This window comes from Streptomyces sp. NPDC093510, from assembly GCF_040683555.1.
Classification (GTDB): domain Bacteria; phylum Actinomycetota; class Actinomycetes; order Streptomycetales; family Streptomycetaceae; genus Streptomyces.
Window position 1 is genome coordinate 1 of sequence record NZ_JBFBEE010000019.1, and the last position, 24,607, is coordinate 24,607.

The 24,607-nt window shown below is 72.5% G+C and carries 21 protein-coding genes and 7 tRNA genes; 15 read left to right on the forward strand and 13 right to left on the reverse strand.

Features of this window, described 5'->3' with window-relative positions; all coding sequences use genetic code 11:
- Nucleotides 1–1,402 precede the first annotated feature (1,402 nt).
- Both AB0N81_RS28110 and AB0N81_RS28115 read left to right on the forward strand, forming a co-directional pair.
- Nucleotides 1,403–2,362, forward strand: a complete 960-nt coding sequence (locus tag AB0N81_RS28110; RefSeq protein WP_365363058.1) for an aminoglycoside phosphotransferase family protein — start codon at nucleotides 1,403–1,405, stop codon at nucleotides 2,360–2,362.
- Between the two features lie 69 nt (nucleotides 2,363–2,431).
- A complete protein-coding gene (locus AB0N81_RS28115) occupies nucleotides 2,432–2,776 on the forward strand; it encodes a zf-TFIIB domain-containing protein (RefSeq protein WP_365363061.1) in 345 nt (114 codons plus the stop codon).
- 83 nt (nucleotides 2,777–2,859) lie between these two features.
- Here the strand turns inward: AB0N81_RS28115 and AB0N81_RS28120 are convergent.
- The 5 genes from AB0N81_RS28120 to AB0N81_RS28140 form a co-directional block, all read right to left on the reverse strand.
- A tRNA-Val gene (locus AB0N81_RS28120) sits at nucleotides 2,860–2,934 on the reverse strand.
- 52 nt (nucleotides 2,935–2,986) lie between these two features.
- Nucleotides 2,987–3,058 (reverse strand) — tRNA-Val (locus AB0N81_RS28125).
- A gap of 49 nt (nucleotides 3,059–3,107) precedes the next feature.
- A tRNA-Val gene (locus AB0N81_RS28130) sits at nucleotides 3,108–3,179 on the reverse strand.
- 1 nt (nucleotide 3,180) lies between these two features.
- A tRNA-Cys gene (locus AB0N81_RS28135) sits at nucleotides 3,181–3,254 on the reverse strand.
- Nucleotides 3,255–3,294: 40 nt separating this feature from the next.
- Nucleotides 3,295–3,367: transfer RNA gene (locus AB0N81_RS28140), tRNA-Gly, on the reverse strand.
- Nucleotides 3,368–3,554: 187 nt separating this feature from the next.
- On the opposite strand from AB0N81_RS28140, the gene AB0N81_RS28145 reads away from it, so the two are divergent.
- From AB0N81_RS28145 to AB0N81_RS28155, 3 genes are read left to right on the forward strand one after another with little or no spacing between them, the layout of a single operon-like run.
- Nucleotides 3,555–4,580 carry a chorismate-binding protein gene (locus AB0N81_RS28145; RefSeq protein ID WP_365363063.1) on the forward strand — a complete coding sequence of 342 codons (1,026 nt, stop codon included), beginning with the start codon at nucleotides 3,555–3,557 and terminating at the stop codon, nucleotides 4,578–4,580.
- A complete protein-coding gene (locus tag AB0N81_RS28150; RefSeq protein ID WP_365363066.1) occupies nucleotides 4,577–5,398 on the forward strand; it encodes an aminodeoxychorismate lyase in 822 nt (273 codons plus the stop codon). The genes AB0N81_RS28145 and AB0N81_RS28150 overlap by 4 nt, the downstream gene beginning before the upstream one ends.
- 53 nt (nucleotides 5,399–5,451) lie before the next feature.
- On the forward strand, nucleotides 5,452–6,276 hold the full coding sequence (locus AB0N81_RS28155; RefSeq protein ID WP_365363068.1) for an N-acetyltransferase: 825 nt from the start codon (nucleotides 5,452–5,454) through the stop codon (nucleotides 6,274–6,276).
- Between the two features lie 15 nt (nucleotides 6,277–6,291).
- On the opposite strand, the gene AB0N81_RS28160 is transcribed toward AB0N81_RS28155, so the two are convergent.
- Complete coding sequence (locus tag AB0N81_RS28160; protein WP_365363070.1) at nucleotides 6,292–6,819, reverse strand: DsbA family protein; 528 nt, start codon at nucleotides 6,817–6,819, stop codon at nucleotides 6,292–6,294.
- Nucleotides 6,820–7,026: 207 nt separating this feature from the next.
- Between AB0N81_RS28160 and AB0N81_RS28165 the strand changes: the two genes are divergently transcribed.
- Nucleotides 7,027–7,473, forward strand: a complete 447-nt coding sequence (locus AB0N81_RS28165) for a hypothetical protein (protein WP_365363072.1) — start codon at nucleotides 7,027–7,029, stop codon at nucleotides 7,471–7,473.
- Nucleotides 7,474–7,479: 6 nt separating this feature from the next.
- Here the strand turns inward: AB0N81_RS28165 and AB0N81_RS28170 are convergent, their stop codons facing one another.
- A complete protein-coding gene (locus AB0N81_RS28170; RefSeq protein WP_365363074.1) occupies nucleotides 7,480–9,027 on the reverse strand; it encodes a DUF4874 domain-containing protein in 1,548 nt (515 codons plus the stop codon).
- A 184-nt stretch (nucleotides 9,028–9,211) separates the two neighbouring features.
- On the opposite strand from AB0N81_RS28170, the gene AB0N81_RS28175 reads away from it, so the two are divergent.
- A complete protein-coding gene (locus AB0N81_RS28175) occupies nucleotides 9,212–9,460 on the forward strand; it encodes a hypothetical protein (RefSeq protein ID WP_365363388.1) in 249 nt (82 codons plus the stop codon).
- A 32-nt stretch (nucleotides 9,461–9,492) separates the two neighbouring features.
- Here the strand turns inward: AB0N81_RS28175 and AB0N81_RS28180 are convergent, their stop codons facing one another.
- Both AB0N81_RS28180 and AB0N81_RS28185 read right to left on the reverse strand, forming a co-directional pair.
- A complete protein-coding gene (locus tag AB0N81_RS28180; protein WP_365363076.1) occupies nucleotides 9,493–10,050 on the reverse strand; it encodes a CGNR zinc finger domain-containing protein in 558 nt (185 codons plus the stop codon).
- A gap of 219 nt (nucleotides 10,051–10,269) precedes the next feature.
- Nucleotides 10,270–10,683, reverse strand: a complete 414-nt coding sequence (locus AB0N81_RS28185; protein WP_003959770.1) for an SsgA family sporulation/cell division regulator — start codon at nucleotides 10,681–10,683, stop codon at nucleotides 10,270–10,272.
- A 191-nt stretch (nucleotides 10,684–10,874) separates the two neighbouring features.
- On the opposite strand from AB0N81_RS28185, the gene AB0N81_RS28190 reads away from it, so the two are divergent.
- Together AB0N81_RS28190 and AB0N81_RS28195 are read left to right on the forward strand one after the other, a co-directional pair.
- A complete protein-coding gene (locus tag AB0N81_RS28190) occupies nucleotides 10,875–11,309 on the forward strand; it encodes a TIGR02611 family protein (protein ID WP_365363078.1) in 435 nt (144 codons plus the stop codon).
- A 66-nt stretch (nucleotides 11,310–11,375) separates the two neighbouring features.
- Nucleotides 11,376–11,447: transfer RNA gene (locus tag AB0N81_RS28195), tRNA-Val, on the forward strand.
- 123 nt (nucleotides 11,448–11,570) lie between these two features.
- Here the strand turns inward: AB0N81_RS28195 and AB0N81_RS28200 are convergent.
- A complete protein-coding gene (locus AB0N81_RS28200) occupies nucleotides 11,571–14,024 on the reverse strand; it encodes a hypothetical protein (RefSeq protein ID WP_365363080.1) in 2,454 nt (817 codons plus the stop codon).
- Between the two features lie 94 nt (nucleotides 14,025–14,118).
- On the opposite strand from AB0N81_RS28200, the gene AB0N81_RS28205 reads away from it, so the two are divergent.
- Nucleotides 14,119–14,565, forward strand: coding sequence for an SRPBCC family protein (locus tag AB0N81_RS28205; RefSeq protein ID WP_365363082.1), 447 nt, complete (start codon nucleotides 14,119–14,121; stop codon nucleotides 14,563–14,565).
- Between the two features lie 39 nt (nucleotides 14,566–14,604).
- Nucleotides 14,605–14,676: transfer RNA gene (locus AB0N81_RS28210), tRNA-Val, on the forward strand.
- Nucleotides 14,677–14,738: 62 nt separating this feature from the next.
- Here AB0N81_RS28210 and AB0N81_RS28215 read toward each other — a convergent pair.
- Complete coding sequence (locus AB0N81_RS28215; protein WP_365363084.1) at nucleotides 14,739–15,464, reverse strand: 3'-5' exonuclease; 726 nt, start codon at nucleotides 15,462–15,464, stop codon at nucleotides 14,739–14,741.
- 168 nt (nucleotides 15,465–15,632) lie between these two features.
- Between AB0N81_RS28215 and AB0N81_RS28220 the strand changes: the two genes are divergently transcribed.
- The 4 genes from AB0N81_RS28220 to AB0N81_RS28235 all read left to right on the forward strand — a co-directional run bounded on the left by AB0N81_RS28220 (nucleotide 15,633) and on the right by AB0N81_RS28235 (nucleotide 20,370).
- Nucleotides 15,633–16,199: a DUF4365 domain-containing protein gene (locus tag AB0N81_RS28220; RefSeq protein WP_365363086.1), complete on the forward strand. Its 567-nt coding sequence runs from the start codon at nucleotides 15,633–15,635 to the stop codon at nucleotides 16,197–16,199.
- Nucleotides 16,199–17,449 carry a hypothetical protein gene (locus AB0N81_RS28225; protein WP_365363088.1) on the forward strand — a complete coding sequence of 417 codons (1,251 nt, stop codon included), beginning with the start codon at nucleotides 16,199–16,201 and terminating at the stop codon, nucleotides 17,447–17,449. The genes AB0N81_RS28220 and AB0N81_RS28225 overlap by 1 nt, the downstream gene beginning before the upstream one ends.
- Nucleotides 17,450–17,588: 139 nt before the next feature.
- Nucleotides 17,589–19,568, forward strand: a complete 1,980-nt coding sequence (thrS, locus tag AB0N81_RS28230; protein WP_365363090.1) for a threonine--tRNA ligase — start codon at nucleotides 17,589–17,591, stop codon at nucleotides 19,566–19,568.
- 238 nt (nucleotides 19,569–19,806) lie between these two features.
- Nucleotides 19,807–20,370, forward strand: coding sequence for an HIT domain-containing protein (locus AB0N81_RS28235; protein ID WP_365363092.1), 564 nt, complete (start codon nucleotides 19,807–19,809; stop codon nucleotides 20,368–20,370).
- Between the two features lie 39 nt (nucleotides 20,371–20,409).
- Here AB0N81_RS28235 and AB0N81_RS28240 read toward each other — a convergent pair whose 3' ends face one another.
- Together AB0N81_RS28240 and AB0N81_RS28245 are read right to left on the reverse strand one after the other, a co-directional pair.
- Nucleotides 20,410–22,077 carry a hypothetical protein gene (locus AB0N81_RS28240; RefSeq protein ID WP_365363094.1) on the reverse strand — a complete coding sequence of 556 codons (1,668 nt, stop codon included), beginning with the start codon at nucleotides 22,075–22,077 and terminating at the stop codon, nucleotides 20,410–20,412.
- Between the two features lie 183 nt (nucleotides 22,078–22,260).
- The gene (locus AB0N81_RS28245; protein WP_365363096.1) at nucleotides 22,261–24,468 is read right to left on the reverse strand and encodes an elongation factor G-like protein EF-G2; all 2,208 of its coding nucleotides are present in this window, start codon (nucleotides 24,466–24,468) and stop codon (nucleotides 22,261–22,263) included.
- Between the last annotated feature and the right edge of the window lie 139 nt (nucleotides 24,469–24,607).

Below are 24,607 nucleotides of genomic sequence, written 5' to 3' on the forward strand. Positions count from 1 at the left end.
CCGATCTCGCCCGTCCGCCACAGCCAAGCCACCCCACCCCATCACCGCGCCCACCACCACTGCCCCGCCACCCCGCCACCCCGCCACTGAGCCCATCGCCCACCACCCCCGGCCACCCCAGCCGCCCGGCCACCGAGGGCACCGTGGCCCGCCCGCCCGCCACAGCCCAGCCGACCCGCCCAAGTGCCCACGCCCGCCCGGCCACCGCGCTGGCCGCGCCCCGCCGAGCCCCCGGCACCGCCCCCCGGCTTCCCTGCCGAGCCTCCCGGCACCGCTACCCGGCCCCCCTGCCGAGCCTCCCGGCACCGCTACCCGGCCCCCCTGCCGAGCCTCCCGGCCACCGCCCACCCGGCCCCCCCCGCCGAGCCGCCAGGGCACCGCACCAGCCGCGACGCCGCCACCTCCGTCCGCTACAGCCGATCCGCCTGGGCACCGCACCAGCCGCGACCCCGCAACCGCCCGTCCGCCACAGCCGAGCTGCCCCGCCACCGTGTTCACCGCGGTTCGACCACTCCAGCTGCCCCCGCTCCGCCACCGCGCTGACCGCCGCCCACCGCGTCCAGCGCCGTCCCGCCACCCAGCCCAGCTGGCCCGCCACCGCGCTGACCGCCGCCCGACCGCCCCACCCCTCCGCCCACCGCTGCCCGGCCACCGCAGCTGACCCGCCCGGTTGCGCCCGCTCACCCCAGCCGCCGCTGCTACCGCACTGACCGCGGCCCTGCCACCGAACCCACTACGGCCCCGCCGCCGCGCCACCCGTGGCGGATAACTCGCAAGCACACGTACGACGCCACAAGGGCGTCACTGGTGCCCGTGGGAAACCACCGCACCGCCGCCCCGGCACCCGGGGCTCGCCCGCACCAACCCCCCGATGGATCGCCGCCCGCTCACCTACCCGCCCCTCGGCCCCGCTTCGCCCTGGCGCGGCGCGAACGGCTGCCGCGCCACCTGGACTCCGGCATCCGGCCGCCACCCGCGGGGCACCCGCGCCACGGATCTCGCGCGCTGCCCCCGAGGCGGAACAACCTCCACCCACGCCACCGGCCGGGCGCACTGCCCCCCGGCGGAACAACCGCCACCCACCCCACCAGCCTCGGCACACTGCCCCCGAGGCGGAACAACCGCCACCCACGCCACCGGGCCAGGCGCACTGCCCCCCCGGCCGAACAAGCAGCGCCGCATGCGTATGCGTGCCCGGCGGCGGCGAAGCGCGCGCGGGCGGTCGGGTCGCCTCGGTCAAGGCCCCCGTGGGCGCCCCGTCGGCGCGCCTCCCCAGGGTCGGACCGGGGAGACCCGAGCCGGGCTGGGGGCCCGGGACGCCTACGGCCAGGCGGGCGGCGAGGAAGAGCCCCGCAGGGAACCCGTACCCTTCGGCGACAGACCCATCGACGTACGGAAGCCCGTGACCGCCGCGATCATCTCCGCCCTGGCCCTCAAGGCCCGCACAGCAGCCCACTCCCGGCCCGGCGGGCCCTGCGTCTGCGGTGACGGGGGCGCGGTGCTGGCCGACCGGGCGGATGCCACGGTCGTCCGTCACGGCGGCATCGTCGCGAAGGCCCACGCCCCGGACACGGACCCCGCCGATCTGGCGGTACGCCTCGATGTGGCCGCCCGCCTTCCCGATGTCCTGCTCGCCCCTCTGCGCCCCGCGGCCAGCGAGCTTCAGGGGCGCCTCGTCACGTTCTGGCCCCACGGCACCCCGGTCGACCGCGACGATCCCGACGCCGCCCCGTGGGAGGCCGCCGCCAACCTCCTCGCCCGCCTGCATGCCACCCCCCTGGCCGGGCTGCCGCACCCGCTTCCGCCGATGCGTGGCCCCGTCAAGGCGGCAAGGGCCGTCGAGCGGCTCCGGGCCGCGGGCCCGCACCCCGCCGCACCCCCGGTCCTGCGCGCCTGGGCGGGCCTGCCGCCCTGGGCCCGCGCCGAGGCCCCCGCCCCCGGCCCCCGGCACCTGTGCCACGGCGACCTCCACCTGGGCCAGCTCGTGCGCGCCGCCCCCGAGGGGCACTGGCTGCTCATCGACGTGGACGACCTGGGGGCCGGCGATCCCGCGTGGGACCTGGCGCGCCCCGCCGCCTGGTACGCGTGCGGCCTGCTCACTCCGGAGGAGTGGACCCGCTTCCTGGACGCCTACCGGAGGGCCGGCGGCCGGGCGGTCCCCGCGGACGGCTCCGACCCCTGGCGGGCCCTGGACGTCCCCGCCCGCGCCCTGACGGTGCAGACCGCCGCCCTTGCGATCGCGAAGGCGGTCGCCGCGGGCCGCGCCCTGGACGAGGTCGAGCAGGCCCTGGTCGACGCCTGTGACCGGATGTCCGGAGTGCCCGCTCGCCCGCCGGAGTTGGCCTCGGAGGCGACGAAGTAGGGTGCAACGCACCGAAGCCGGGCAGCCTCCCGGCGAAGCAGTCACCACCGGCGAGGAGTTGAGCCATCCATGCAGTGCCCCAAGTGTCACGCACCGATGCACACGTACAACCGCAACGGCGTCCAGATCGAGCAGTGCAACAACTGCCGCGGCATCTTCCTGGACTACGGCGAGCTGGAGTCGCTGACCCGTCTGGAGACGCAGTGGGGCGGCCCGCAGGTTCCTCCGCCGCCCGCCGCGCCCCAGGCATACCCCGCGCCGCCCACCGCCCCTCAGGCATACCCCGCGGCCCCGGCGCCGGCCTGGGGCGCCCCGCACGGCGGCCACGGCGGTCACGGCGGTCACCACGGCCACGGTGACCACTACGGCCACAAGCGTCACAAGAGCTTCGGGCACATGCTCTTCTCGTCCTGAGTGACCCCGTTTCCCGGGACCGTCCAGGCCCCGGGAAACGACGAGGCCCCCAGCTGTGGAAACGGCCGGGGGCTTCGTATGGATGGTGCGCGATACTGGGATTGAACCAGTGACCTCTTCCGTGTCAGGGAAGCGCTCTCCCGCTGAGCTAATCGCGCGGGGCAACCTGCATGTGATGCGTGCTGCATGTGGTGCGTGCTGCGTACTGCGTGCGCGATACTGGGATTGAACCAGTGACCTCTTCCGTGTCAGGGAAGCGCTCTCCCGCTGAGCTAATCGCGCGGGACGATCTCCATGAAACCGATCTTCATCGGCCTTCACCAAGATCCAGTGGACGATACTGGGATTGAACCAGTGACCTCTTCCGTGTCAGGGAAGCGCTCTCCCGCTGAGCTAATCGTCCTTGGAGGTGGAGACGGGATTTGAACCCGTGTAGACGGCTTTGCAGGCCGTTGCCTCGCCTCTCGGCCACTCCACCAGGAGTGCGGGGGTTCGGGAAGATCCCCCACTTTCCTGCGAGCGGACGACCAGGTTCGAACTGGCGACCTCAACCTTGGCAAGGTTGCGCTCTACCAACTGAGCTACGTCCGCTTGTCTTTCCCGGTCCGCTTGCGCGTCCCGGCGACGTGTTGAACTCTAGCGGATTCCTGGGCCAGTACAAAAACGCGTTTGCGCAGCGTGCTGCGCTGTCGTCGGCCCGAGGCGCGGCCGGGACGCCGGTCATAGACTCACAGCCGTGCACAGCCCCCCTCTGACGTCCTCTTCCACGCTCCCTCCCATGGCGCGCTTCGGCGGTCTCGTGGCCACCGGTCTGCGCGACGTGACCAGCGACCCCGCGGCCCTGGACTCCACCGGCTTCTGGGCGGTCTCCGCGGACTTCGAGGGCGGCATGGTCTGCGCCCGCTTCGACGACGTGCGCCCGGAGGCCGTGCCCGCCCCCGTCCCGGGGAAGTGGCACGGCCCGGCCGCCGAGGACTGGACGTCGTCCCTCGACCGCGCCGCGTACACGGAGGGCGTACGGCGCGTACGCGCGTACATAGCCACCGGCGAGGTCTACCAGGCCAACCTCTGCCGCGTGCTGTCCGCGCCCGTCCCCGCCGACGCCGACGTGGACGCCCTGACGTCCCTCCTCGCGCGCGGGAACCCCGCCCCCTACGCCGGAACGATCCGGTTGCCGGAGCACGGCGTGGAGGTGGCCACAGCCTCCCCCGAGCTCTTCCTGCGCCGTGCGGGGCGCTTCGTGGAGTCGGGGCCCATCAAGGGCACCGGCCGGACCGAGGCGGACCTCCTGGAGAAGGACTACGCCGAGAACGTCATGATCGTGGACCTCGTCCGCAACGACCTCGGACGTGTCTGCGCGACCGGCTCGGTGACCGTCCCCGACCTCTGCGTCGTCGAGAAGCACCCCGGGCTCGTCCACCTCGTCTCCACCGTCGGCGGCGAGCTGCGCCCCGGGGCGGGCTGGCCCGAGCTGTTCGACGCGGCGTTCCCGCCCGGCTCCGTCACCGGCGCCCCGAAGTCCAGCGCGCTGCGGATCATCGACGAGCTGGAGACCGCGCCCCGCGGCCCCTACTGCGGCGGCATCGGCTGGGTCGACGCCGACCGCGGCACCGGGGAGCTCGCCGTCGGCATCCGCACCTTCTGGATCGACCGGGCCGAGGGCGTCCTGCGCTTCGGCACCGGGGCGGGCATCACCTGGGGCTCCGACCCCGAGGGGGAGTGGCGGGAGACCGAGCTGAAGGCGGCGCGGCTGCTGGCGGTAGCGTCGGGAACGTACGCAGAGAGCGGAGGAACCGAAACGTGAAGATCTGGCTCAACGGCGGGCTGCAGGACCTCGACGACGCCCGCGTCTCCGTGCTCGACCACGGGCTGACGGTCGGCGACGGCATCTTCGAGACGGTGAAGTCGGTCGATGGCAGGCCGTTCGCCCTGACCCGCCACCTCGCCCGGCTCGCGCGCTCCGCGCGCGGCCTCGGGCTGCCCGAGCCGGACCTCGACGAGGTGCGCCGCGGCTGCGCCGCCGTCCTGGACGCCAACCCGCTCCCGCTCGGCCGCCTGCGGATCACCTACACCGGAGGCCTCTCGCCGCTCGGTTCCGACCGCGGGGACCAGGGCACCACGCTCGTCGTCGCCCTCGGCGAGGTCCAGCGGCGCCCGGACACCACCGCGGTGGTCACGGTGCCGTGGACCCGCAACGAACGCGGCGCGCTGGCCGGCCTCAAGACCACCTCGTACGCGGAGAACGTCGTGGCCCTGGCCCGTGCGCGCGAACAGGGCGCTACGGAGGCGCTGTTCGCGAACACCGTCGGACAGCTCTGCGAGGGCACGGGGTCCAACGTGTTCGTCGTGCTCGACGGCGAGATCCACACCCCGCCGGTCGCCTCCGGGTGCCTCGCGGGCATCACGCGCGAGCTGGCCGTCGAATGGACGGGCGCACACGAGACGGACCTGCCCCTGGACGTCCTGGACCGCGCCGACGAAGTCTTCCTGACGTCGACGCTGCGCGACGTGCAGGCCGTGCACCGTGTCGACGGACGCCAACTCCCGTTGGCCCCGGGGCCAGTGACCACCAAGGCGATGCGGGTGTTCGACGAGCGGGCGGCGGACGACCTGGATCCGTAAGTCCGGGGAAACCCCGGTGACGCTGCGGGCCCGGGGCGGGTAGAACGAGAGGGATGACCACGACCCTGCGGCCGACCGGGCCGCTTCAGCAGGGCGCCGACGGCGCCAAGGCGCGCACGTACGACGTCTGCGTCAACAGCCGTCCCGTGGGGTCGATAGGCCTCGCCACGCACGAGGTCTTCGGTCCCCGGGTCTGCCGGCTCCACGACCTGCGGATCGCGGAGCCGGACCGCAGGCGCGGCCGCGGGACGGTGGCGGCCCTGGCGGCGGAGGAGGTGGCGCGCGGCTGGGGCTGCGCGCGCATCGAGACGACTGTCCCCGCCGACGCGGCGGCCGGGCTGCGCCTCGTCACGGCGCTCGGCTACGTCGAGCGGAGCCGCAGGCTGACGAAGCCGCTCACGGACAGCGCGCCCCCACTGCCCGCCGGCACCGAGGGGCGCCCGATGACGGAGGCCGAGTACGAGCCGTGGCTGGTGCGCGCGAAGGAGCTGTACGCGAGCACCTGGACGGACCGCGGCGTGCCCGAGCCCGAGGCGCGCGCCAAGTCCGAGGCCGACCACGCCCGCAGCCTGCCGCGCGGCCTGGCGACGCCGCACACCTGGCTGAGTGTCCTCACCCACCACGGCGCCAGGGTGGGCACGCTGTGGCTCTCGGTGCTCGACGGCGACGCGTTCGTCTACGACGTCGCGGTCGACGCCGAGCACCGCGGTCACGGGCACGGCCGGTCCCTGATGCACCTCGCGGAGGCCCAAGGCCGCGCGGCGGACCGGGACCGCATCGGCCTCAACGTCCTCGCCGACAACGACCGGGCCCTGTGCCTGTACGAGTCGCTCGACTACGAAACGGTCTCGTACTACTTCTACAAGCCGCTGCTCTAGCCGCCGTCCGCTGCTCTAGCTGCCGTCCGCCGCGAGAAGGAGGTCGGTGATCTCCTCGACGCGCTCGCGCAGGCCCTCCTGGCTCTTGCCGCCGTCCAGGCGCTCGCCACCGATGACGTACGTCGGCGTGCCGGTGACGCCGAGCGCCTTGCCCTCGGCCTGGTCGGCGTCGACGATCAGGATGTGCCGCCCGTCGATCAGGGCCGTGTCGAACTCCTCGGCGTCCAGGCCGAGTCCGCGGGCGGTGTCCACCAGGTACTTCTCGCCGTCGCGGTCGAGGTTCTCCACTCCGGCGAGCACCGCCTCCACGTACGGCCACCCCTTGCCCTGCTCGAAGGCCTCCTCGGCGGCCTGGGCCGCGGCGAAGGAGTGCTTGTGCTTCTCGAGGGGGAAGTGCCGCAGCCGCAGCTCGACGCGGTCGCCGTAGCGGGCGCGCAGGGCGCGCACGTCGTCGAGGGCGGTACGGCAGTCGGGGCACTGCAGCTCGCACCAGATGTCGAGGACGACGGGGCGGGTGGGGTGGTCGGCAGGGGAGTCGCTCATGGGCACAGTCTTCCAGCCCGTGGACGTGCTCCCCAACCGGGAGAGGGAGCCGCCGACCGGCACCTGGGGAGGAGGCCGGACCCCGAGATGACCCGGAAATGTCCCTGAGGTCCGACCGGGACATGGCTAGGCGACGCCCGTCCGGTGCAGGATGGAAGGGACGAGAGCGTCTTTTCCCGACGCACGCCTGCATGCCTGGAGGACCGGATGATTGCCGAGACCGTCTGTTCCGCCGTATCCGCGGCCGGGCTCGGCATCGCCGCGGTCACGGCCTACCGCAAGCGGTTCCTCTCCGCGGCCCGTCTCGCGGCGTACTCCCTGGTGCCGATAGGTCTGGTGCTGACGGGAGTCGTCGGCTGGGCGGCGGACACGGCGTTCAGCCTCAAGGCGTGGGTGGGCTTCGGAGTGCTCGGCGCGGCCTGGCTCATGTTCCTCGGCACGCGCGCGGTGGAGCGCCGCACGGGCGGCACCCGCAAGGAGCGCAAGGCCGCGAAGGCCGCCCAGCGGGAGGCGGTGGCCCCCGCCGCGTCTGCGCCCTCGCTCGGGGCGGGCGCCCACCTCGCCGCCGGCCGGCCCGCGGCCAAGCCGCAGAAGGCCGCCCCCGCGGAGGACTTCAGCGACATCGAGGCGATCCTGAAGAAGCACGGCATCTGACGGACCTCACCGGCCCAGCCGGACCTCCGCCAGGACGTTGACGCCGTCGACCCAGTCGACGGAGGCGTTCGCGCACCGCACGGCCCTGCCCCGGGCAGGAAAGGCGGGGTCCGGCAGGGCGAGTCCCACCCGATGCGGGCCGCGCGCGCCCGCGGGGAGGGCGAGTTCCGCGCGGACGGTCGAGGGCGCGGGCGCCGAGTGGTCGTCGTCCGTCTCCGAGCGCCCCTGGGGCAGCCAGTCGCGCCAGTCCGCCCCCGTGTCGGCCGACGCCACCGTCCGCCCCGCCGTGTCCAGCAGGACCAGCCGTACGGGACGCGGATGCTTGGGCGGCGCGAACCCGCGGTTGACCACGTCGACCTCCACCGGGAGCCGCCCGCGCCGCTGGGCCTCCCCCAGGTCATAGCGTGCCTCCCGCACCTCCACCCGGTAGCCCAGGTGGTCGCGGAGGTACTCGAACTGGCTGCGGGCCACGGCACGCCCCCGGCGGTCCTCGAAGTACCCGTCCGAGACCGGCAGCCGGGCCTCCACGGCCTGCCTCTCGGTGAGCCGCGCGGCCTTCCAGCCCGGCACCGTGACCGTGGCGTTGTGCACGAGGGAGAGGGTGTCGAAGCGGAGCGTCTGCAGCCGTCGTGCCGCGGCGATCCCCGGAATGACGGTGCTCCAGGCGTAGGGGTCGGAGCTCTGCCCCTTGTCCCAGGGCATCTCGCCGTCCACCATCCGCGTCCGTGAGACGTCGAGGTAGGCCGGCCAGCCGGGGTTGCCGGGAACGTAGTAGTCCCAGAGGCCCTCGCCGAGCGTGACGTAGTCGTTGTGGAATCCGACGCGGTCCAGGATCGCCCTGTTGGTGATCATGTCGCGCTGCTCGGCGTACCGGACCTGGGTGTGCATGCCGGGCGGCAACGCCTCGACGAGGGTCGTCATGACGGCCGTGACGGCGTCGGGATACGTCTCGTGCCGGTAGTGACTGCCGTGCCACTCGCCCCAGGTGCCGAGGAACCCCGCCTGCCAGACCGCGACGACATCGCTGTTGCGTGCCACCAGCGGCGCCAGCTGCCCGATGTGCCGCTGGACGTCCTGCACGGTGTAGCGCCGGTTCTCCCGCACCCCGTCGTCGTACACGAAGCGCAGGACGGCCGCGTACCCCTTGGCGCGCAGTCCCCGGAAGACGCTCTCGATGTTGTCGAGCGCGCTCCGCGGGATCGTCGAGGTCGCGTACTCCCAGAGGTAGAAGTACAGCTGGGTGAGGTTCGCGCCGGGGCCGTACTCGCGTTCCAGGAGGTCGAGCGTCCTCGCGGCGTCGGGGGAGTGGTCCTGCTCGTTCGGCCAGGGGCTCGTCAGGTCGCGGGCGTTGTACGACATCTCGTAACGGAAGCCGCGCCGCGGGCCCGGCAGCGGGGCGCGGCCGTCCGGGTCGTCGGGGCGGATGCCGCGGTGCGGGACGCGGTGCCACGGGCCCGGGCGGCCGGTGACGGCCGACGCGGCGCCGGGCGGTGCGGCCGCGAGCGCCGCCATGCCGAGCGCGGTCGTCAACAGCCGTCTGCGTTCCATGGACATGAGCGGCTCCCTCGTTCGAGTGCGGTCGGTGCCGCCGAGTCTGGCGAGGGAATGCGGCCGTGAGCCATGGACGGAACGTGCCGGACGCTGGACTTTCGCCTGTTCACGGGTTCCGGCGAACTCCCGCTCCGACCGGGCGTGTTGGCGGGCGGCCGCCCGTCGGCTGCGTCATCATCACCGCGAGATGCTGGACACCACCACAGAGGGCGATGCCGCCCCGCCGGACGACGGCAGGCAAGCGGCACCGGCCCATGAGCGACGACCTGCCGACGCAGAGCGGCACGCCACCGACGGCGAAGCGGAGCGGCCCATCGGCGACGGGGAGCGGCAGGGCTGTCTGTTCGCCCTCTCCCAGCCACCTTTGATGATCTTCCTGGCGGTGATCAGCACTCTGATCCTCGTGGCCTCGCTGCACGACCTGCTGCTGCTCTAGCCCTTGGCCTTGGCCCTGGCCCCGCGGCCGCGCTAGCCCGCGGCCTCCTTGCGGCGGGCGCGGTACGCGGCGACGTGCAGACGGTTGCCGCAGGTGCGGCTGTCGCAGTAGCGGCGCGAGCGGTTGCGTGAGAGGTCGACGAAGGCGTGCCGGCAGTCCGGGGCCTCGCAGCGCCGCAGCCGTTCCTGCTCCCCGGCGACGAGGAAGAAGGACAGGGCCATGCCGCAGTCGGCCGCCAGGTGGTCCGCGACGGACGCCCCGGGGGCGAAGTAGTGGATGTGCCAGTCGTAGCCGTCGTGGTCGGTGAGCCGGGGCGTGGTGCCCGCCGTCGCGATCAGCTCGTTGAGGATCGTGGACGCGGCCTGCGGCTCGGGGTCGGCGAAGACCTCCCCGAAGCGGGCGCGGATGCGGTGGACGTCGGCGAGGTCGCCCTCGGTGAGCGTTCCGACGTCGCTCACGTCGTGGCTTCGTACGAATTCACCGAGCGATGCCACGTCCGCGAGCCCGTCTGTGCCGTTCGTCTCCGGTGCGGTGTTCACCAGATCGACCACGGCGTCGAGAGAACACCGGGTGTCGTGGGTGATCAGCACGATTCGCTCCCTGGCCTGGAGGTCGGGCTCATGCCCGCCGATGCTGGCCGATGCTAGCGGCTTCCCCACGGGACGCACCGGCGCCGTCGCCGCGGAAGGTCCGCGGCGACGGCGCCGGTGTCTGCATCTGTTCGCCTTGTGTCGTTGTGTCGTGACTGCTTGCGCCGTCGCCCCGAGTCGGACGGCGTGGTGGCGGTTCTCGACGCGCCCTTGTGGCGCTTAGCTCTCGGCCAAGATGTGTGAGAGCTCCGTGTCGAGATCGAAATGGCGGTGTTCCGTGCCGGGTGGCACGGCTGCGTCCGTTCGCTTCAGGAAGGACTCCAGGGCCCGCGCCGGGGCCTCGAGCAGAGCCTCGCCCTCCGGGGAACTCAGGGCGATGCAGACAACGCCCTGACCGTGGCTCCGGGACGGCCAGACTCGGACGTCGCCGGTACCGGTGGGCCGGTGCAGGCCCTCGGCGAGGAGGTCGCGGGCGAACACCCACTCGACGGTTTCCTCGGCTCCGGTGTGGAAGGTGGCGTGCACGGCATAGGGATCGGCCGTGTCATACCGCAGTCCTGCGGGTACAGGCAGTGAGGACTCGCTCGACACAACGAGGCGCAGGTGCAGCTCGCAGCTGACCGTGGTGTTCATAAGCGCCAGGGCCTTTCGCTCAGTGTGCGCTCGGGGATTCGCACGTCGGCGAAATCGACATGCCACCTACGGTGCCGTTGTAAACCCCTCTGAGGGCTTTGCGTGTCTTTAGGTGCCTCGTATGGCGGGTTGTCCCGTCTGTTCGTGCACCCATTCCGGTGACCGGTTTCCGTCCGGTAAGGTTTGGCCGCATGAATACGGGGAGTAACGAGTCGGCGGAGGTCACCGATCCGGCCGCCGGAGTCAAGCACGACCAGCCGCTCGGCTCGCGGGCGCCGGGATTCGTCCAGGCACGCAGGGCGCTGCATCTGAGCTGGCAGGTCGGCGTCTTCATCGTGGGTCTCGCGGTCGTCGTGGCGGGCATCATCATGCTGCCCCTGCCCGGTCCGGGCTGGTTGGTGATCTTCGGCGGCATGGCGATCTGGGCGACCGAGTTCGTCTGGGCCCAGCTGGTGCTCCGCTGGACGAAGCGCAAGGTCACCGAGGCCGCACAGCGTGCGCTCGACCCCAAGGTGCGGCGCCGGAACATCATCCTGACGACGGTCGGCCTCGTGATCGTCGCCGTGCTCGTCGGTATCTACGTGTGGAAGTTCGGCATCGCGATGCCGTGGGAGATCAAGGAGTGACCTCCGGGTGACTCCGGGGCGGTCCTGAGCACCCGCTGACATGCGGTAATGTTCTCTCTGCGCCCGGGGCGATTAGCTCAGTGGGAGAGCGCTTCGTTCACACCGAAGAGGTCACTGGTTCGAACCCAGTATCGCCCACCCCGGATTACGGCCCGGAGGCTTTTGCCTCCGGGCCGTTCTCGTATTCCCGTGCCTTTCAAGGGAATTGACGGGTCCACATATGAGTCCATTGCGGCCACCTGTCGTGGCGGCGCCCCGGAATCAGTGCATTCGGCCGAGCGCATTCCGCAACCGGCGCGCGTCACGCAGGCGTTGTTCATACGTGGCGCCGACGGCGAGGAGCAGCAGTCCCGCGAGAGCCGGCGGCAGCCAGCGGGGCAGCGCGTCCACCACCTGCACGATGTAAGGGGCCAGTTCGTGCAGCGCGGTCAGGGCGAGGACCGAGCCGCCGAGGGCGAGCGGGGCGCGCAGCCGGTGGTGGGCGCCCGCCAGCGTCACGGCGAGAGCCGCGGTGCCGAGCAGCAGCGGACGCTGCCAGTACGGGTCGCTCCACGCGGCCGCGAGACTCGGCAGCAGCGTCGCCGCGAGCCCTGGGCCGTACGCCGTCCAGGAGGAGGTTCCGGGGTCGCGCCGCCGCCGCAGCAGGCCGAGGAGCAGCACGGGCACGGTCACCGGCAGCGTGTACGCCTCCGGGGCCGACACCTCCCACGAGGCGAGGCGGACCCAGCTCGCCAGGACGAACAGCGCACCGGCCGCGTACCCGACGAACCGGCGGTCCGGACGCAGCGCGACGCCGGACGCGATGAGCCCGCAGAGCGAGAGGGCGAGCGCCAGTGTGGGCGCGTCGTCCGCGGCGAGCAGGACGGCGACGGTTCCGGACGCGGCCGCCATGATCTCGACGGGTGCCGTGAGCGGGTGCCGGCCGAGACGGGCGGCGGCGAGCGCGGCGAGTGCCGGGACCGTGAGGGTGAGCAGCCCGGTGTGCTCCGGGCGCAGACCCCACGCGGCGCCCGCGGCGCAGGCCAGCGCGGTGGCTAGGGCGAGGGCCGCGCAGGCGGTGAGCACCGCTGTGCCCGCTGCTGTGCCCGTCTCTGTGCCCGCCGCTGTGTCCGTCTCTGTGTCCGAGGGGGACGCCGCAGCGCGCACCGTGCGCACGCAGGCGGCGAGGTGGAGCGCGGTGAGCACGCCCAGCGTGGTGAGGGTGGCCGTGGTGGTGGCCAGCGAGAGGAAGACGACGCTCACCGAGGACAGCAGCGCCAGGACCGAGGCGGTCAGGGCCGGGCCGGTCCTGGCCGGCGCGGCGGACGCGGCGCGTACGGCGAAGGCGAGCAGCACCGCGGTCACCACGATCTGCGCCGACACCCCGGCCGCGTACGGAAGCCGGAGCGCGGCCGGCAGCGCGACGGCCGCCGACCAGGCGAGCACCGGCGCCCCGTAGCGGGCCGCGCGCCGCGCCGCCGGTGCTCGCGGCCGTCGCCGCCGTGCTCGTCGTGGCGGCCGGCCCGCTGGGCGAGGCGGCGCGAGGAGCGGATGAGCGAAGGGAAGCTCGACCAGCAGGGCGTCCCGCGCGTCCGAGGGCGCGCCCGACCAGACCCGGGTCGCCCAGCCGGACGGCCCCAGCAGAGCCACCCCGGTGACCGGGAGCGCCCACAGCACCGCGAGCCCCTGCACCACCCCCGATGCCGCCACGACCCCGCGCCGCAGCGGCCGGGGCAGCGCGGTGCGGGCGACCGCCAACAGCGCGACGCCGCACGCCAGATGGACCGGCACCGTCCACGCCGCGGGCAGCGCGGTCCGCAGCACCCCACCGGACGCGGCCACCACGAGCAGGCCGCCGAAGGCCGCCGTGCCGGTCGTGACCTCCGTAACCTTCGCCCACCACGCGGCCGCCAGAGCGATCACGGCGGCGAACAGCAGGAGCACGCCCGCGCGAGCCGCCCCGGCCGGGTCAGTGGCCTGCACGGAGAGCCAGCCGGCGCCCGCCGCACCCCACAGACCCAGTACACAGGCACCGGCCGTGGCGACGACCCGTACGGAACGGACGCCCGCCCACAGCGCGAGGGCCGTGTCGAAGGCCGCGGTGACGAGCAGCGCGGCCGTCACCGCGTGCTCCCCCGCGTCCGCGGCGCCCGCCCACAGCACCAGCGGCAGTTGGGCCGTCGCGACCGCCGCCGGCAGCGGCAGGCGCAGCCCGCCGAGCAGCAGGCCGTACCCCGCCCACAGCGCGGCGAGGACCGCGGAGGCACCGGCCGCGTAACCGAGGGCATCGGTGTCGGGAAGCGCCACATAGCGCAGCGCGTACGCGTCGAGGACGGTCAGCGCGAGCGCCAGGCCCGCCACCGCCTCCGCCGTCGAACGCAGCGCACGGCGCAGCAGGAGCGCGGGAACGGCGAGCGCCGCCAGCGTCACCGCCGCGAGGACCGCACTGCGGCCGCCGATGCCCAAGTGGCCCCAGCTCACCACCGTGAAGGCGATCGCCGCGACGGTCAGGAGCACCCCGCCCAGTGTCAGCAGGACGTTCTGTGCGCTCGGCGGCGCGGCCGCCGGTGCGGGCGGACCGGCCGGGCGAGGGGGCGGCCCGGCCGGTCCCGCCGCGCGCAGGACGCCGAGCAGCCAGACCCGGCGCTGCAGCAACAGCGTCCTGTGCGCCTCCAATTGGCGCAGCTCCCGGTCGAGGAGGCGGAGCTCCTCGGCGGGGGGCGGAAAGTTCGTCATGACCGGGAGTGTGGTCCGCGCCACGCCGGACGGCATGGGCGCGCGTACTCAGGCGGATACTCAGATCCGGCGCGCGAGCGGGCACACTCGGTCCATGGACTGGTGCCACTACCGATTCCGCAGCGTCTGGGACCTGCCAGGCGCACCCTCCGGTGTCTACGCCGCGCTGGAGTGCGCGGAGGACTATCCGCAGTGGTGGCCGCAGGTCCGCGAGGTGAACCCGCTCGACGACCGCAGCGGCGTCGTCCGCTTCCGGTCCTTCCTCCCGTACGACCTGGTCGTCACCGCGGAGGAACGGCGCAGGGACCCCGCCGCCGGAATCCTGGAGATCGGCATGACGGGGGACCTGGACGGCTGGGCGCGCTGGACCGTCACTGCCACGCCCACCGGGGCGCGGGCCCGCTACGACCAGGAGGTCGACGTGCGCAGGCCCTTGATGAGGCGCCTCGCCCTCCCGGGGCGCCCCCTGTTCCTGCTCAACCACGCCCTGATGATGCGCGCCGGACGGAGAGGGCTCGCGGCCCGGCTGGCAGCGGTTTGAAGGAACGGCGCCAGGACCTGTATTGTTCAGTGCGTTCCCGGGCGATTAGCTCAGTGGGAGAGCGCTTCGTTCACACCGAAGAGGTCACTGGTTCGAACCCAGTATCGCCCACCCGGAGAATGCCGGTCCGTCAGCAGACGGACCGGTTTTTTCTTGCCCGCCGAGGCCCCGCCTCAGGCGGCCGCCCGCAGTTCGGGACGCAGCGGCCACGCCGGGTCCACGGCCTCCGGCGTGCCGCTCTTCGCGAACCACGCCTGCAGACCACGCGCCTGCGCCGCGTGCCAGACCGCCTGCAGCGTGTGCAGTTCGGCCGGCGACAGACGCTCCAGGCGCTCCGCGAAACGGCGCCCCACCGCGCGCACCACATCGAGTGCCGCCTGCGCGTCCGCCGCCGCGTCGTGGGCGTCGGCCAGCTCCACCTCGTAGTGCGCGCACAGGTCGGTGAGCGTGCGGCGGCCCTTGCGGTACCGGTCCAGGTGCTTGTCCAGGACCCGAGGGTCGACCACGCACAGCGATGAACCCTCCATGTAGCGGCTGAGCGACGAGGCGCGGTGCCTGCGCAACTCCCGGTCCAGGATGGTCAGATCGAACGGCGCGTTCATCACCACGATCGGCCGCCCCGCCGCGCCCTGCTCGGCCAGATCGCGCGCTATCTCCTCCATCACCGGCGCGGGCCAGCGGCCGGTGCGCTGCAGGTGATCCTCCGTCAGCCCGTGCACCGCGGTGGCGGCCTCGGGCACGGGTACGCCCGGATTCACCAGCCAGCGGGTGATGCGCGGCCGGGTGCCCGCGCCCTGCTGGACGACGACGGCGGCCGACACGATCCGGTCGGTCTCGACGTCGACGCCCGTGGTCTCCGTGTCGAATGCGGCCAAGGGGCCCTCGTACCAGCACGTCATGGCGCTGCAACTCCTCGATCAGTCCCGGCAGATGACGTTCGGTCCCCTGCCCACGACGGTGATACCCGGGCCGTTTGCGCTGTACGCGGCCCGGAGACAACAGAGGTACGGGGCTTCGGAATTGACGGCCCGAGCGAGGAACAACCGGGTTCGGAAGGCTTGTTGACCATGGCGCTCGCGCAGCCCGAACAGGGTGGGCTGCTGCCCGGGCGGATCGCACCGCCGCGCGGCACACTCGCCACCACCGCCTGTATGGAGACGCTTCAGGTGGGCTACCTGCACGCCGTCGCGGCGGCCGCGGGCTGCTCGCTCTCCCAGCCGTTCCCGGACAACGGCATCGACTGGCACGTCAGTCACAGCGCGCCCGGACACACGGTCGACGACGAGGTGACCATCAAGGTCCAGCTGAAGTGCACGTACCAGATACCGCCGAACCCGGCGGGGCCCGCCTTCTCCTTCACGCTCGACAACGCACACCTGGAGAAGCTCGCCCGCACCCCGGTCTCGGTCCACAAGATCCTCGTCGTGATGCTCGTGCCCCGGTCCCAGGACGACTGGCTGCGCGCCGGCCACGACCGGCTCGACCTGCGGCACTGCTGCTACTGGACGAACCTCGCCGGGCACCCCGTGACCGGCCGGCGCAGGACCACCGTGCGCGTCCCGACCTCGCGGATCTTCGACGACCGCGCCCTCTGCGAGATCATGACGCGCGTCGGGACGGGAGGAAGGCCCTGATGCACCGCCCCTTCGACCAGCCCTTCGACCAGCCCTTCGGCCACGACGAGCCCCTGCCTCCCGGCCGCCCGCACCCCGCCCCGGCCGCGGCCCGGTGGACGCAGCCGCCCGAACCCTCCCTCGTCGACCCCGCCGTGCTCGGCGCGCTCCTCGCCCGGCACGGCTGGCGGCGGCGTGGCGGTGCCCCCGGCCGCTATGCCCGGTGGACCCCGCCGGGCCCGGGCGGCGCCGGCACCAGCCTGCTCGTGCCCGAGAGCCGCGCGTTCCCCGATTGCGAGGACCTGATCGGCGAGGCGCTCGTCGCGCTGACCCGCAGCGGCTCGCCGGCGGCCCGCGACGTACTCGTCGGGCTCGCCGTGCCCAGCGACGAGATCCACTGGTGGCGCGACGAGCCGGTCGGGCCCGCGGACACCGCGACCTGGCCCGTGGAGGAACAACTGCGCTCCGCAGCGCGGCAGATGCTGCTCGCCGGGGCGCTCGCCGCGCGCGGCCGCGCCGGGTACCACGGCGCGCGCCACCGCGGGCCCGCCGCCGCGTCTCTGGAGAACGTCCTGGTGGGGCCCGCCACCGGCGGGCGCCGGCTGACCGCCTTCGTCCCCGTCGTGACCGGGCGGCCGCTCGCGGTCCGGCTGCACCAGGCGCTGTACGCGGCCCGGGAGGCCGTCGACTACCGGCGCGCCACCGGCGGCATGGACGCCTTCGACGGGGCGGTCGAGGCGGGCGTCAGCCACGAGCTGACCGAGGCGATCGTGTCGCTGGTGCGCGGCACGGAAGGGGCGCGCGTCGCGGTGGAGTGGGCGCCGGGCGCCGGGGTGCCCGAGGGCTGCGCGGCGGGTGCCGAGCCCGTCGAGTTCTCGCCCGGTGACCTGGCGGCGCTGCGTGAGGCGGGCGCGTGGTACCTGCGCGCCGAGCCGTCGGTGCCGGTGCGGATCACCGGGGCCGTGGTGCGGATGCGGCGGGCGGCGCCGCGCGGGGACGGCTCGGTGCGCGTCCGGGTGATCGCGGGGGCCGACGTCCCGCACGTGAGGATGACCCTGGACGAGGAGTCGTACCGCATCGCGGGCCACGCCCACCTGGTCGGGCTGCCGATCCGGGTGCACGGGAGGCTGGAGAGCAGGGGCGGCTTCCGCAGGCTGACCGGGGCGACCGGGGTGGTGCCTGTGCAGGTGGACGACGCGGAGCGCGACCGGCTCATGAAGTCGCTCCAGGAGAACCTAGACTTCTTCGAGGAGGCGTGCGGCACGGAGTGAAGGGGTCGATGGGGGTAATGAAGGGGGCGATGGGGGTGCGGAGAGATCCGTTTCGCGGCGGGGCCCCGCGGCTCGGTACGATTCCCCTTGCGCACGCGTGACAGAGAGCGGCGCACCCCCTTTCAGGTAGGAGAGACCGGTGTCAGACGTCCGTGTGATCATCCATCGCGATTCCGAGCGGGAAGAGCGCGTGGTGACGACGGGCACTACGGCCGCCGAGCTCTTCCCCGGTGAGCGCACCGTCGTCGCCGCGCGCGTGGCCGGTGAGCTGCGCGACCTCGCGTACGCCGTGGCGGACGGCGACGAGATCGAGCCCGTCGAGATCTCCTCCGAGGACGGCCTGAACATCCTGCGCCACTCGACCGCGCACGTCATGGCGCAGGCCGTGCAGGAGCTCTTCCCCGAGGCCAAGCTGGGCATCGGCCCGCCCATTCGGGACGGCTTCTACTACGACTTCGACGTCAAGGAGCCGTTCACCCCCGAGGACCTCAAGCGCATCGAGAAGAAGATGCAGGAGATCCAGAAGCGGGGGCAGAAGTTCTCGCGCCGCGTCACCACCGACGACGACGCCCGCGTCGAGCTCGCCGACGAGCCGTACAAGCTGGAGCTCATCGGCCTCAAGGGCAACGCCGCGCAGGCCGCCGACGGCGCCGACGCCGAGGTGGGCGCCGGCGAGCTGACCATCTACGACAACCTCGACGCGAAGACCGGCGAGCTGTGCTGGAAGGACCTCTGCCGAGGCCCGCACCTGCCCACGACCCGCGTCATTCCCGCCTTCAAGCTGATGCGCTCCGCCGCCGCCTACTGGCGCGGCAGTGAGAAGAACCCGCAGCTCCAGCGCATCTACGGCACCGCGTGGCCGTCGAAGGACGAGCTGAAGGCGCACCTGGAGTTCCTCGCCGAGGCCGAGAAGCGCGACCACCGCAAGCTCGGCTCCGAGCTGGACCTGTTCTCCTTCCCCGAGGAGCTCGGCCCGGGCCTCGCCGTCTTCCACCCCAAGGGCGGCGTGATCCGCAAGGTCATGGAGGACTACTCGAGGCGCCGCCACGAGGTCTCCGGCTACGAGTTCGTGAACACCCCGCACATCTCGAAGGAGAAGCTCTTCGAGATCTCGGGTCACCTGCCGCACTACTCGGACGGCATGTTCCCGCCCATCGAGTTCGACGAGCAGAACTACCGCCTCAAGGCGATGAACTGCCCGATGCACAACCTGATCTTCAAGTCGCGCGGGCGCTCCTACCGCGAACTGCCGCTGCGCCTCTTCGAGTTCGGCACCGTGTACCGGTACGAGAAGTCGGGCGTCGTGCACGGCCTGACCCGCTCGCGCGGCTTCACGCAGGACGACTCGCACATCTACTGCACCAAGGAGCAGATGCCGCAGGAGCTCGACACGCTCCTGACCTTCGTGCTCGACCTGCTGCGCGACTACGGCCTGAACGAGTTCGAGCTGGAGCTGTCCACCCGCGACGACTCCGACAAGTTCATCGGTGAGGACGCGGACTGGGCGGAGGCCACCGAGGCGCTGCGGCTCGCCGCCGAGAAGCAGAACCTGCCGCTGGTGCCCGACCCGGGCGGCGCCGCGTACTACGGCCCGAAGATCTCCGTCCAGGCCAAGGACGCCATCGGCCGGTCCTGGCAGATGTCGACGATCCAGGTCGACTTCAACCAGCCCAAGCGGTTCAACCTGGAGTACACGGCGGCGGACGGCTCGCGCCAGCAGCCCGTCATGATCCACCGTGCGCTGTTCGGCTCCATCGAGCGGTTCTTCGGCGTGCTCCTCGAGCACTACGCGGGCGCCTTCCCGGCGTGGCTCGCGCCCGTGCAGGCCGTCGGCATCCCGATCGGTGACGGCCACGTCGACTACCTCCAGGAGTTCGCGGAGAAGGCGCGCGCCCAGGGGCTGCGGGTCGAGGTCGACGCGTCGTCCGACCGCATGCAGAAGAAGATCCGCAACCAGCAGAAGGCCAAGGTGCCCTTCATGGTCATCGCGGGCGACGAGGACATGAACAACGGTTCCGTGTCCTTCCGCTACCGCGATGGCTCGCAGGAGAACGGCATCCCCGTCGACGAGGCCATCGCGAAGATCGCGAAGGTCGTCGAGGAGCGGACGCAGGTCTGATCAGTCGCCGTCGAGGCGTGACGAGGCCCCCGGGGTGTTCCCCGGGGGCCTCGTGTCGTGGGTGCCCGACCCCCTGTGGGGCGCCCTCGCGTGCGAAGACCTGCAGCAGGCCACGACGAGAACGAGCCGGTCACCGCGCCGAGCAGCGCCGGACCGCACCGCGTAGATCATCGGCCAAGCTGCACCGCGGGGCCGCGGGTATCCGCCCCGCCGACACGCTCCGAACGGGCGAAGTCATATGCTGCACCTCATGACGAGTGAGCCGGAGCAGCAGATCGGAGTCGGGTCGCAGGACGCGTTCCAGCGCCTGTGGACGCCCCACCGGATGGCGTACATCCAGGGCGAGAACAAGCCCACGGGCCCGGGGGCCGAAGACGGCTGTCCCTTCTGCTCCATCCCGGCCAAGTCCGACGAGGACGGGCTCGTCATCGCCCGCGGCGAGCACGTGTACGCGGTCCTCAACCTCTACCCGTACAACGGCGGCCACCTGATGGTCGTGCCCTACCGGCACGTCGCCGACTACACGGACCTGACGGGCCCGGAGACCGCCGAGCTCGGCGAGCTCACCAAGCAGGCGATGAAGGCGCTGCGCACCGCGTCCGGCGCGCACGGCTTCAACATCGGCATGAACCAGGGAGCCGTGGCGGGCGCGGGCATCGCCGCGCACCTGCACCAGCACGTCGTCCCGCGCTGGGGCGGCGACACCAACTTCATGCCCGTGGTCGGACACACCAAGGTGCTGCCGCAGCTGCTCGCCGACACCCGCAAGATGCTCGCGGACGCCTGGCCCACGGCCCTCTAGTCCGTACACGCCCTACGCGCCCTACGCGCCCCACGCTCCCTACGCGTCGTACACGTCCGCCTTCCTTGGCATCGGGTCCTGGATCGCCCCGCTGAGGAAGCCGGAGCGTGCGCCGAACTTCTCCGTGTTCACGCCGTTCTCGTCGAGGACCCTGATCGCCGCCGAGTGCACCACGCGCAGCACGGGCGTGGCGGCGCGCAGCGCGTCGTCGGCCATGAAACGGTGCCGCCACGGCTTGTCCGCCCAGGCGTGCCGCAGGCCGAAGGGCTCGGGCAGGACCAGCTTGCCGCCGAGGTAGTCGAGGAGCGGCGGGTACCAGGTGAAGGGGGCGCGGACCGCGAGGCGCACGACCTCGTCCGCGTCGATCAGCGGCAGGTTGCGCGTGGTGGTCTCCCAGAACCTGATCGGCTTGGCGACCGTCTTCGTCTTGGGCGAGGGCTTGGTGGTGAACAGCGAGTGCACCGGGCCCAGGGCGTGGCCCGTGACCTCGATGCGCAGTGTCTCGTGCAGCACGGTCACCGTGATCAGCATCGTGATGACCAACTGGCCGTCCCAGAGCGTGAACTGCACGCCCAGGTAGTGGCGGTTGCCGCTGCCGAACTGCTGCTCGTTGCAGATCCGCTGTATCTCGTGGCCGCGGACCTGGAAGGCCTCGACGTCCGTGCCCGTGGGGCGGGACACCGCCTTGGCGTTCTCGCCGATGGGGGAGACGATCCAGTGCTTTATGTCCGGGGTGGGGAAGCCGCCGGTGTGCAGCGGGCCACGCTCCAGCATGCGCAGCTGGTCGTGCACCGCGCGTATGACATCCCAGCTGCGGAAGGGGTGGATCTCCTTGCCCGCCTCGGCGGGCGCCAGCTCCTCGGCCAGCTGCCAGCTGCCCCAGCGGGTTCCCATGCCCAATATGCCCTTGGGCCCGGCGTAGAACACGGAGTTGCTCTGCTGCTCCGCGGAGAGCCTCGCCAGACCCTGGCGGAGCCGCTCGGCGGCCGTCTCGCCGGGGCTGCCGGGCACCGCCTCGGGAATCTTGGCGCCGATGCCGCCGCCCGCGAGCAGGCTCGACCAGCGCTCGCGCAGGTCACGTGCGGTGCGCTCGGCGATCTGCTTGGCCCAGAACCAGCCCACCACGGGCAGCACGATCGCCGCGCGCAGATACCAGGCCCAGAAGCCGCCGAACGGCAGCTTGAGGAGGGCGATGGCGGCGAGCACGCCCACGGCCACCAGGACGGCCGTCGCGAGCGCGCCCGCGCGCTTGTCCTCACTCTTGGCGACCTGCCTGCGGATGGTGAAGACGAGGAGCCAGACGAGCAGGCCCGGCAGGAACAGCACGCCGCACAGGACCGTCACGGCGGTCAGCCAGCTGTCGCGCTCCTTGCGGATGCGGTTCGCCGCGAGGCAGTGCTCGACGACCGACTGCGGCTCGGTACCGAACGACTGGATGAGTGGATTGCGGCCGCCGCCCAGCATCCGCACCTGCACGGTCCGCGCGAACGCCTCGCCGAGGTTCGGCTTGAAGAGAGTGAAGAGGCCCGGCTTCACCTCGGACTTGTGCCACTCGCTGTTGGCCGCCAGGATGCCGTCGACATCGCCGTCGCGATACGCGGCCGAGGCCAGGGCATGCGTCGCCGCGGTCTGTCCCGCGGCGCCCGAGAGCGGAACCTGGGCCCCGGGCCTGAAGTCGAATACATCGTCCGCCACTGCCGCCCCCATCGCCGCGACGCCTTCGCTGCTGCGGCTCTTCCCGACTTCCCTCTCCGGCACACCTGTTGCCGCCCGGAGCATTCGTTGATCAGGTCATCAGCGTATCCGGGAGCACCGACATCCGTCAGGGGGCAGCGGAATGCCACCCGCCCGTGAGGGCAGGCGGGCGGCCCCGGTTGTCGGGCGGTTCAACTAAGAGGCGCCCTGCGCCTGTTCGCGGATCCTCTCGGAGAGCTGGGGAGGCATCGGCTCGTGGCGCGCGTACGTGCGATGGAAACGCGCGGTGCCCTGGGAGAGGGACCGCAGGTCCACCGCGTACCGGCCGATCTCGATCTCGGGCACCTCGGCCCGCACGATGGTCCGCCCGCCGGGAGCCTGCTCGGTGCCGACCACCCGGCCGCGGCGGCCCGACAGGTCGCTCATCACCGCGCCCACATAGTCGTCGCCGACCAGCACCTGGACCTCGGCGACCGGTTCGAGCAGATGGATCTTCGCCCCGGAAGCGGCCTCGCGCAGCGCCAGCGCCCCCGCCGTCTGGAACGCGGCGTCGGAGGAGTCCACCGAGTGCGCCTTGCCGTCGAGGAGCGTGATGCGCACGTCGATGAGCGCGTACCCGGCGGCGACGCCCTTCGCCGCCTGCGCGCGCACGCCCTTCTCGACGGACGGGATGAACTGCCGCGGGACCGCGCCGCCCACGACCTTGTCGACGAACTCGATGCCGCTGCCGCCCGGCAGCGGCTCGACCTCGATCTCACAGATCGCGTACTGGCCGTGCCCGCCGGACTGCTTCACATGGCGGCCCCGGCCCCCCGACTTCCCGGCGAACGTCTCCCGGAGGGAGACCTTGTGCGGCACCACGTCGACCTGGACGCCGTACCGGCTGCGCAGCCGCTCCAGGGCCACGTCGGCGTGTGCCTCGCCCAGGCACCACAGGACCACCTGGTGCGTGTTCTGGTTCTGTTCGAGCCGCATCGTCGGGTCCTCGGCGACAAGCCGCGACAGCCCCTGTGAGAGCTTGTCCTCGTCCGCCTTGCTGTGCGCCTGGATGGCGAGCGGCAGCAGCGGGTCGGGCATGTCCCAGGGCTCCATCAGGAGCGGGTCGTCCTTGGCGGAGAGGGTGTCGCCGGTCTCGGCCCGGTTCAGCTTGGCCACGCAGGCCATGTCGCCCGCGACGCACCGGGTGAGGGTGCGCTGCAGTTTGCCGAAGGGGGAGGAGAGCGCGCCGACGCGCTCTTCGACGTCGTGGTCCTCGTGGCCGCGGTCGGCCAGGCCGTGCCCGGAGACGTGCACGGTCGCGTCGGGGTGCAGGGTTCCGGAGAAGACGCGTACGAGCGAGATCCGGCCCACGTACGGGTCGGACGCGGTCTTCACGACCTCGGCCGCCAGGGGTCCTTCGGGATCACAGGTGAGCGCGGGCCGCGGCCTGCCGTCGGGGGTGGTCACGGCCGGTGCCGGATGTTCCAGCGGGGTCGGGAAACCGCCCGTGATGAGCTCCAGGAGCTCGACCGTGCCGATGCCCTGGCGGGCGCCCTCCGCGGCGGGCGCGGCGGCGAGCACCGGATGGAAGATGCCGCGCGCGACCGCCCGCTCCAGGTCGTCCACGAGTGTCTTGAAGTCGATGGCCTCGCCGCTGAGATAGCGGTCCATGAGGGACTCGTCCTCGCTCTCGGCGATGATCCCCTCGATCAGGGTGTTGCGGGCCTGTTCGATCAGCGGCAGCTGGTCCTCGCCCGGCTCGGACTCCTTGCGCTCACCGGACGCGTAGTCGAAGACCCGCTGCGACAGCAGCCCGATCAGGCCGGTCACCGGGGCGTGGCCGTCCGGCCCCTGCGCGCCGTGGAGCGGCAGGTACAGCGGCAGTACGGCGTCGGGGTCGTCGGCGCCGAACGCCTCGGCGCACGTGCGGGTCATCTCGGTGAAGTCCGCGCGGGCCGACTCCAGGTGGGTGACCACGATGGCGCGCGGCATGCCGACCGCCGCGCACTCCTCCCACACCATGCGGGTCGCGCCGGTGATGCCCTCGATGCCCTCCGCCGCCGAGACGACGAAAAGGGCCGCGTCCGCCGCGCGCAGACCGGCCCTCAGCTCCCCGACGAAGTCGGCGTACCCGGGGGTGTCCAACAGATTGATCTTGAATCCGTCCCATTCGACGGGTACCAGGGACAGCTGCACCGAGCGCTGCTGCCGGTGCTCTATGTCGTCGTAGTCGGAGACGGTGCCACCGTCCTCCACGCGGCCCGCCCGGTTCACCGCCCCCGCGGTCAGCGCGAGGGCCTCCACCAGAGTCGTCTTGCCCGATCCGCTGTGGCCGACCAGCACCACATTCCGTACGGACGCGGGGTGGTCGGCCGCTGTTGCCCTGCCGGCGGCTCCGGGGTGTGCACTTGCCTTGTCGCCCATGCCTTGGCCTCCCGGTTACGTGCACGATGAGGAGGCTCAGCCCCCTCGGGGATGCTGGCTGCTCACGGACACGCGGGGCCCAAGTGCGGGGCGGCTCCGGCGGCGCCCGTCCTGCTTTCGAGCTTTCCACTCGGGTCAC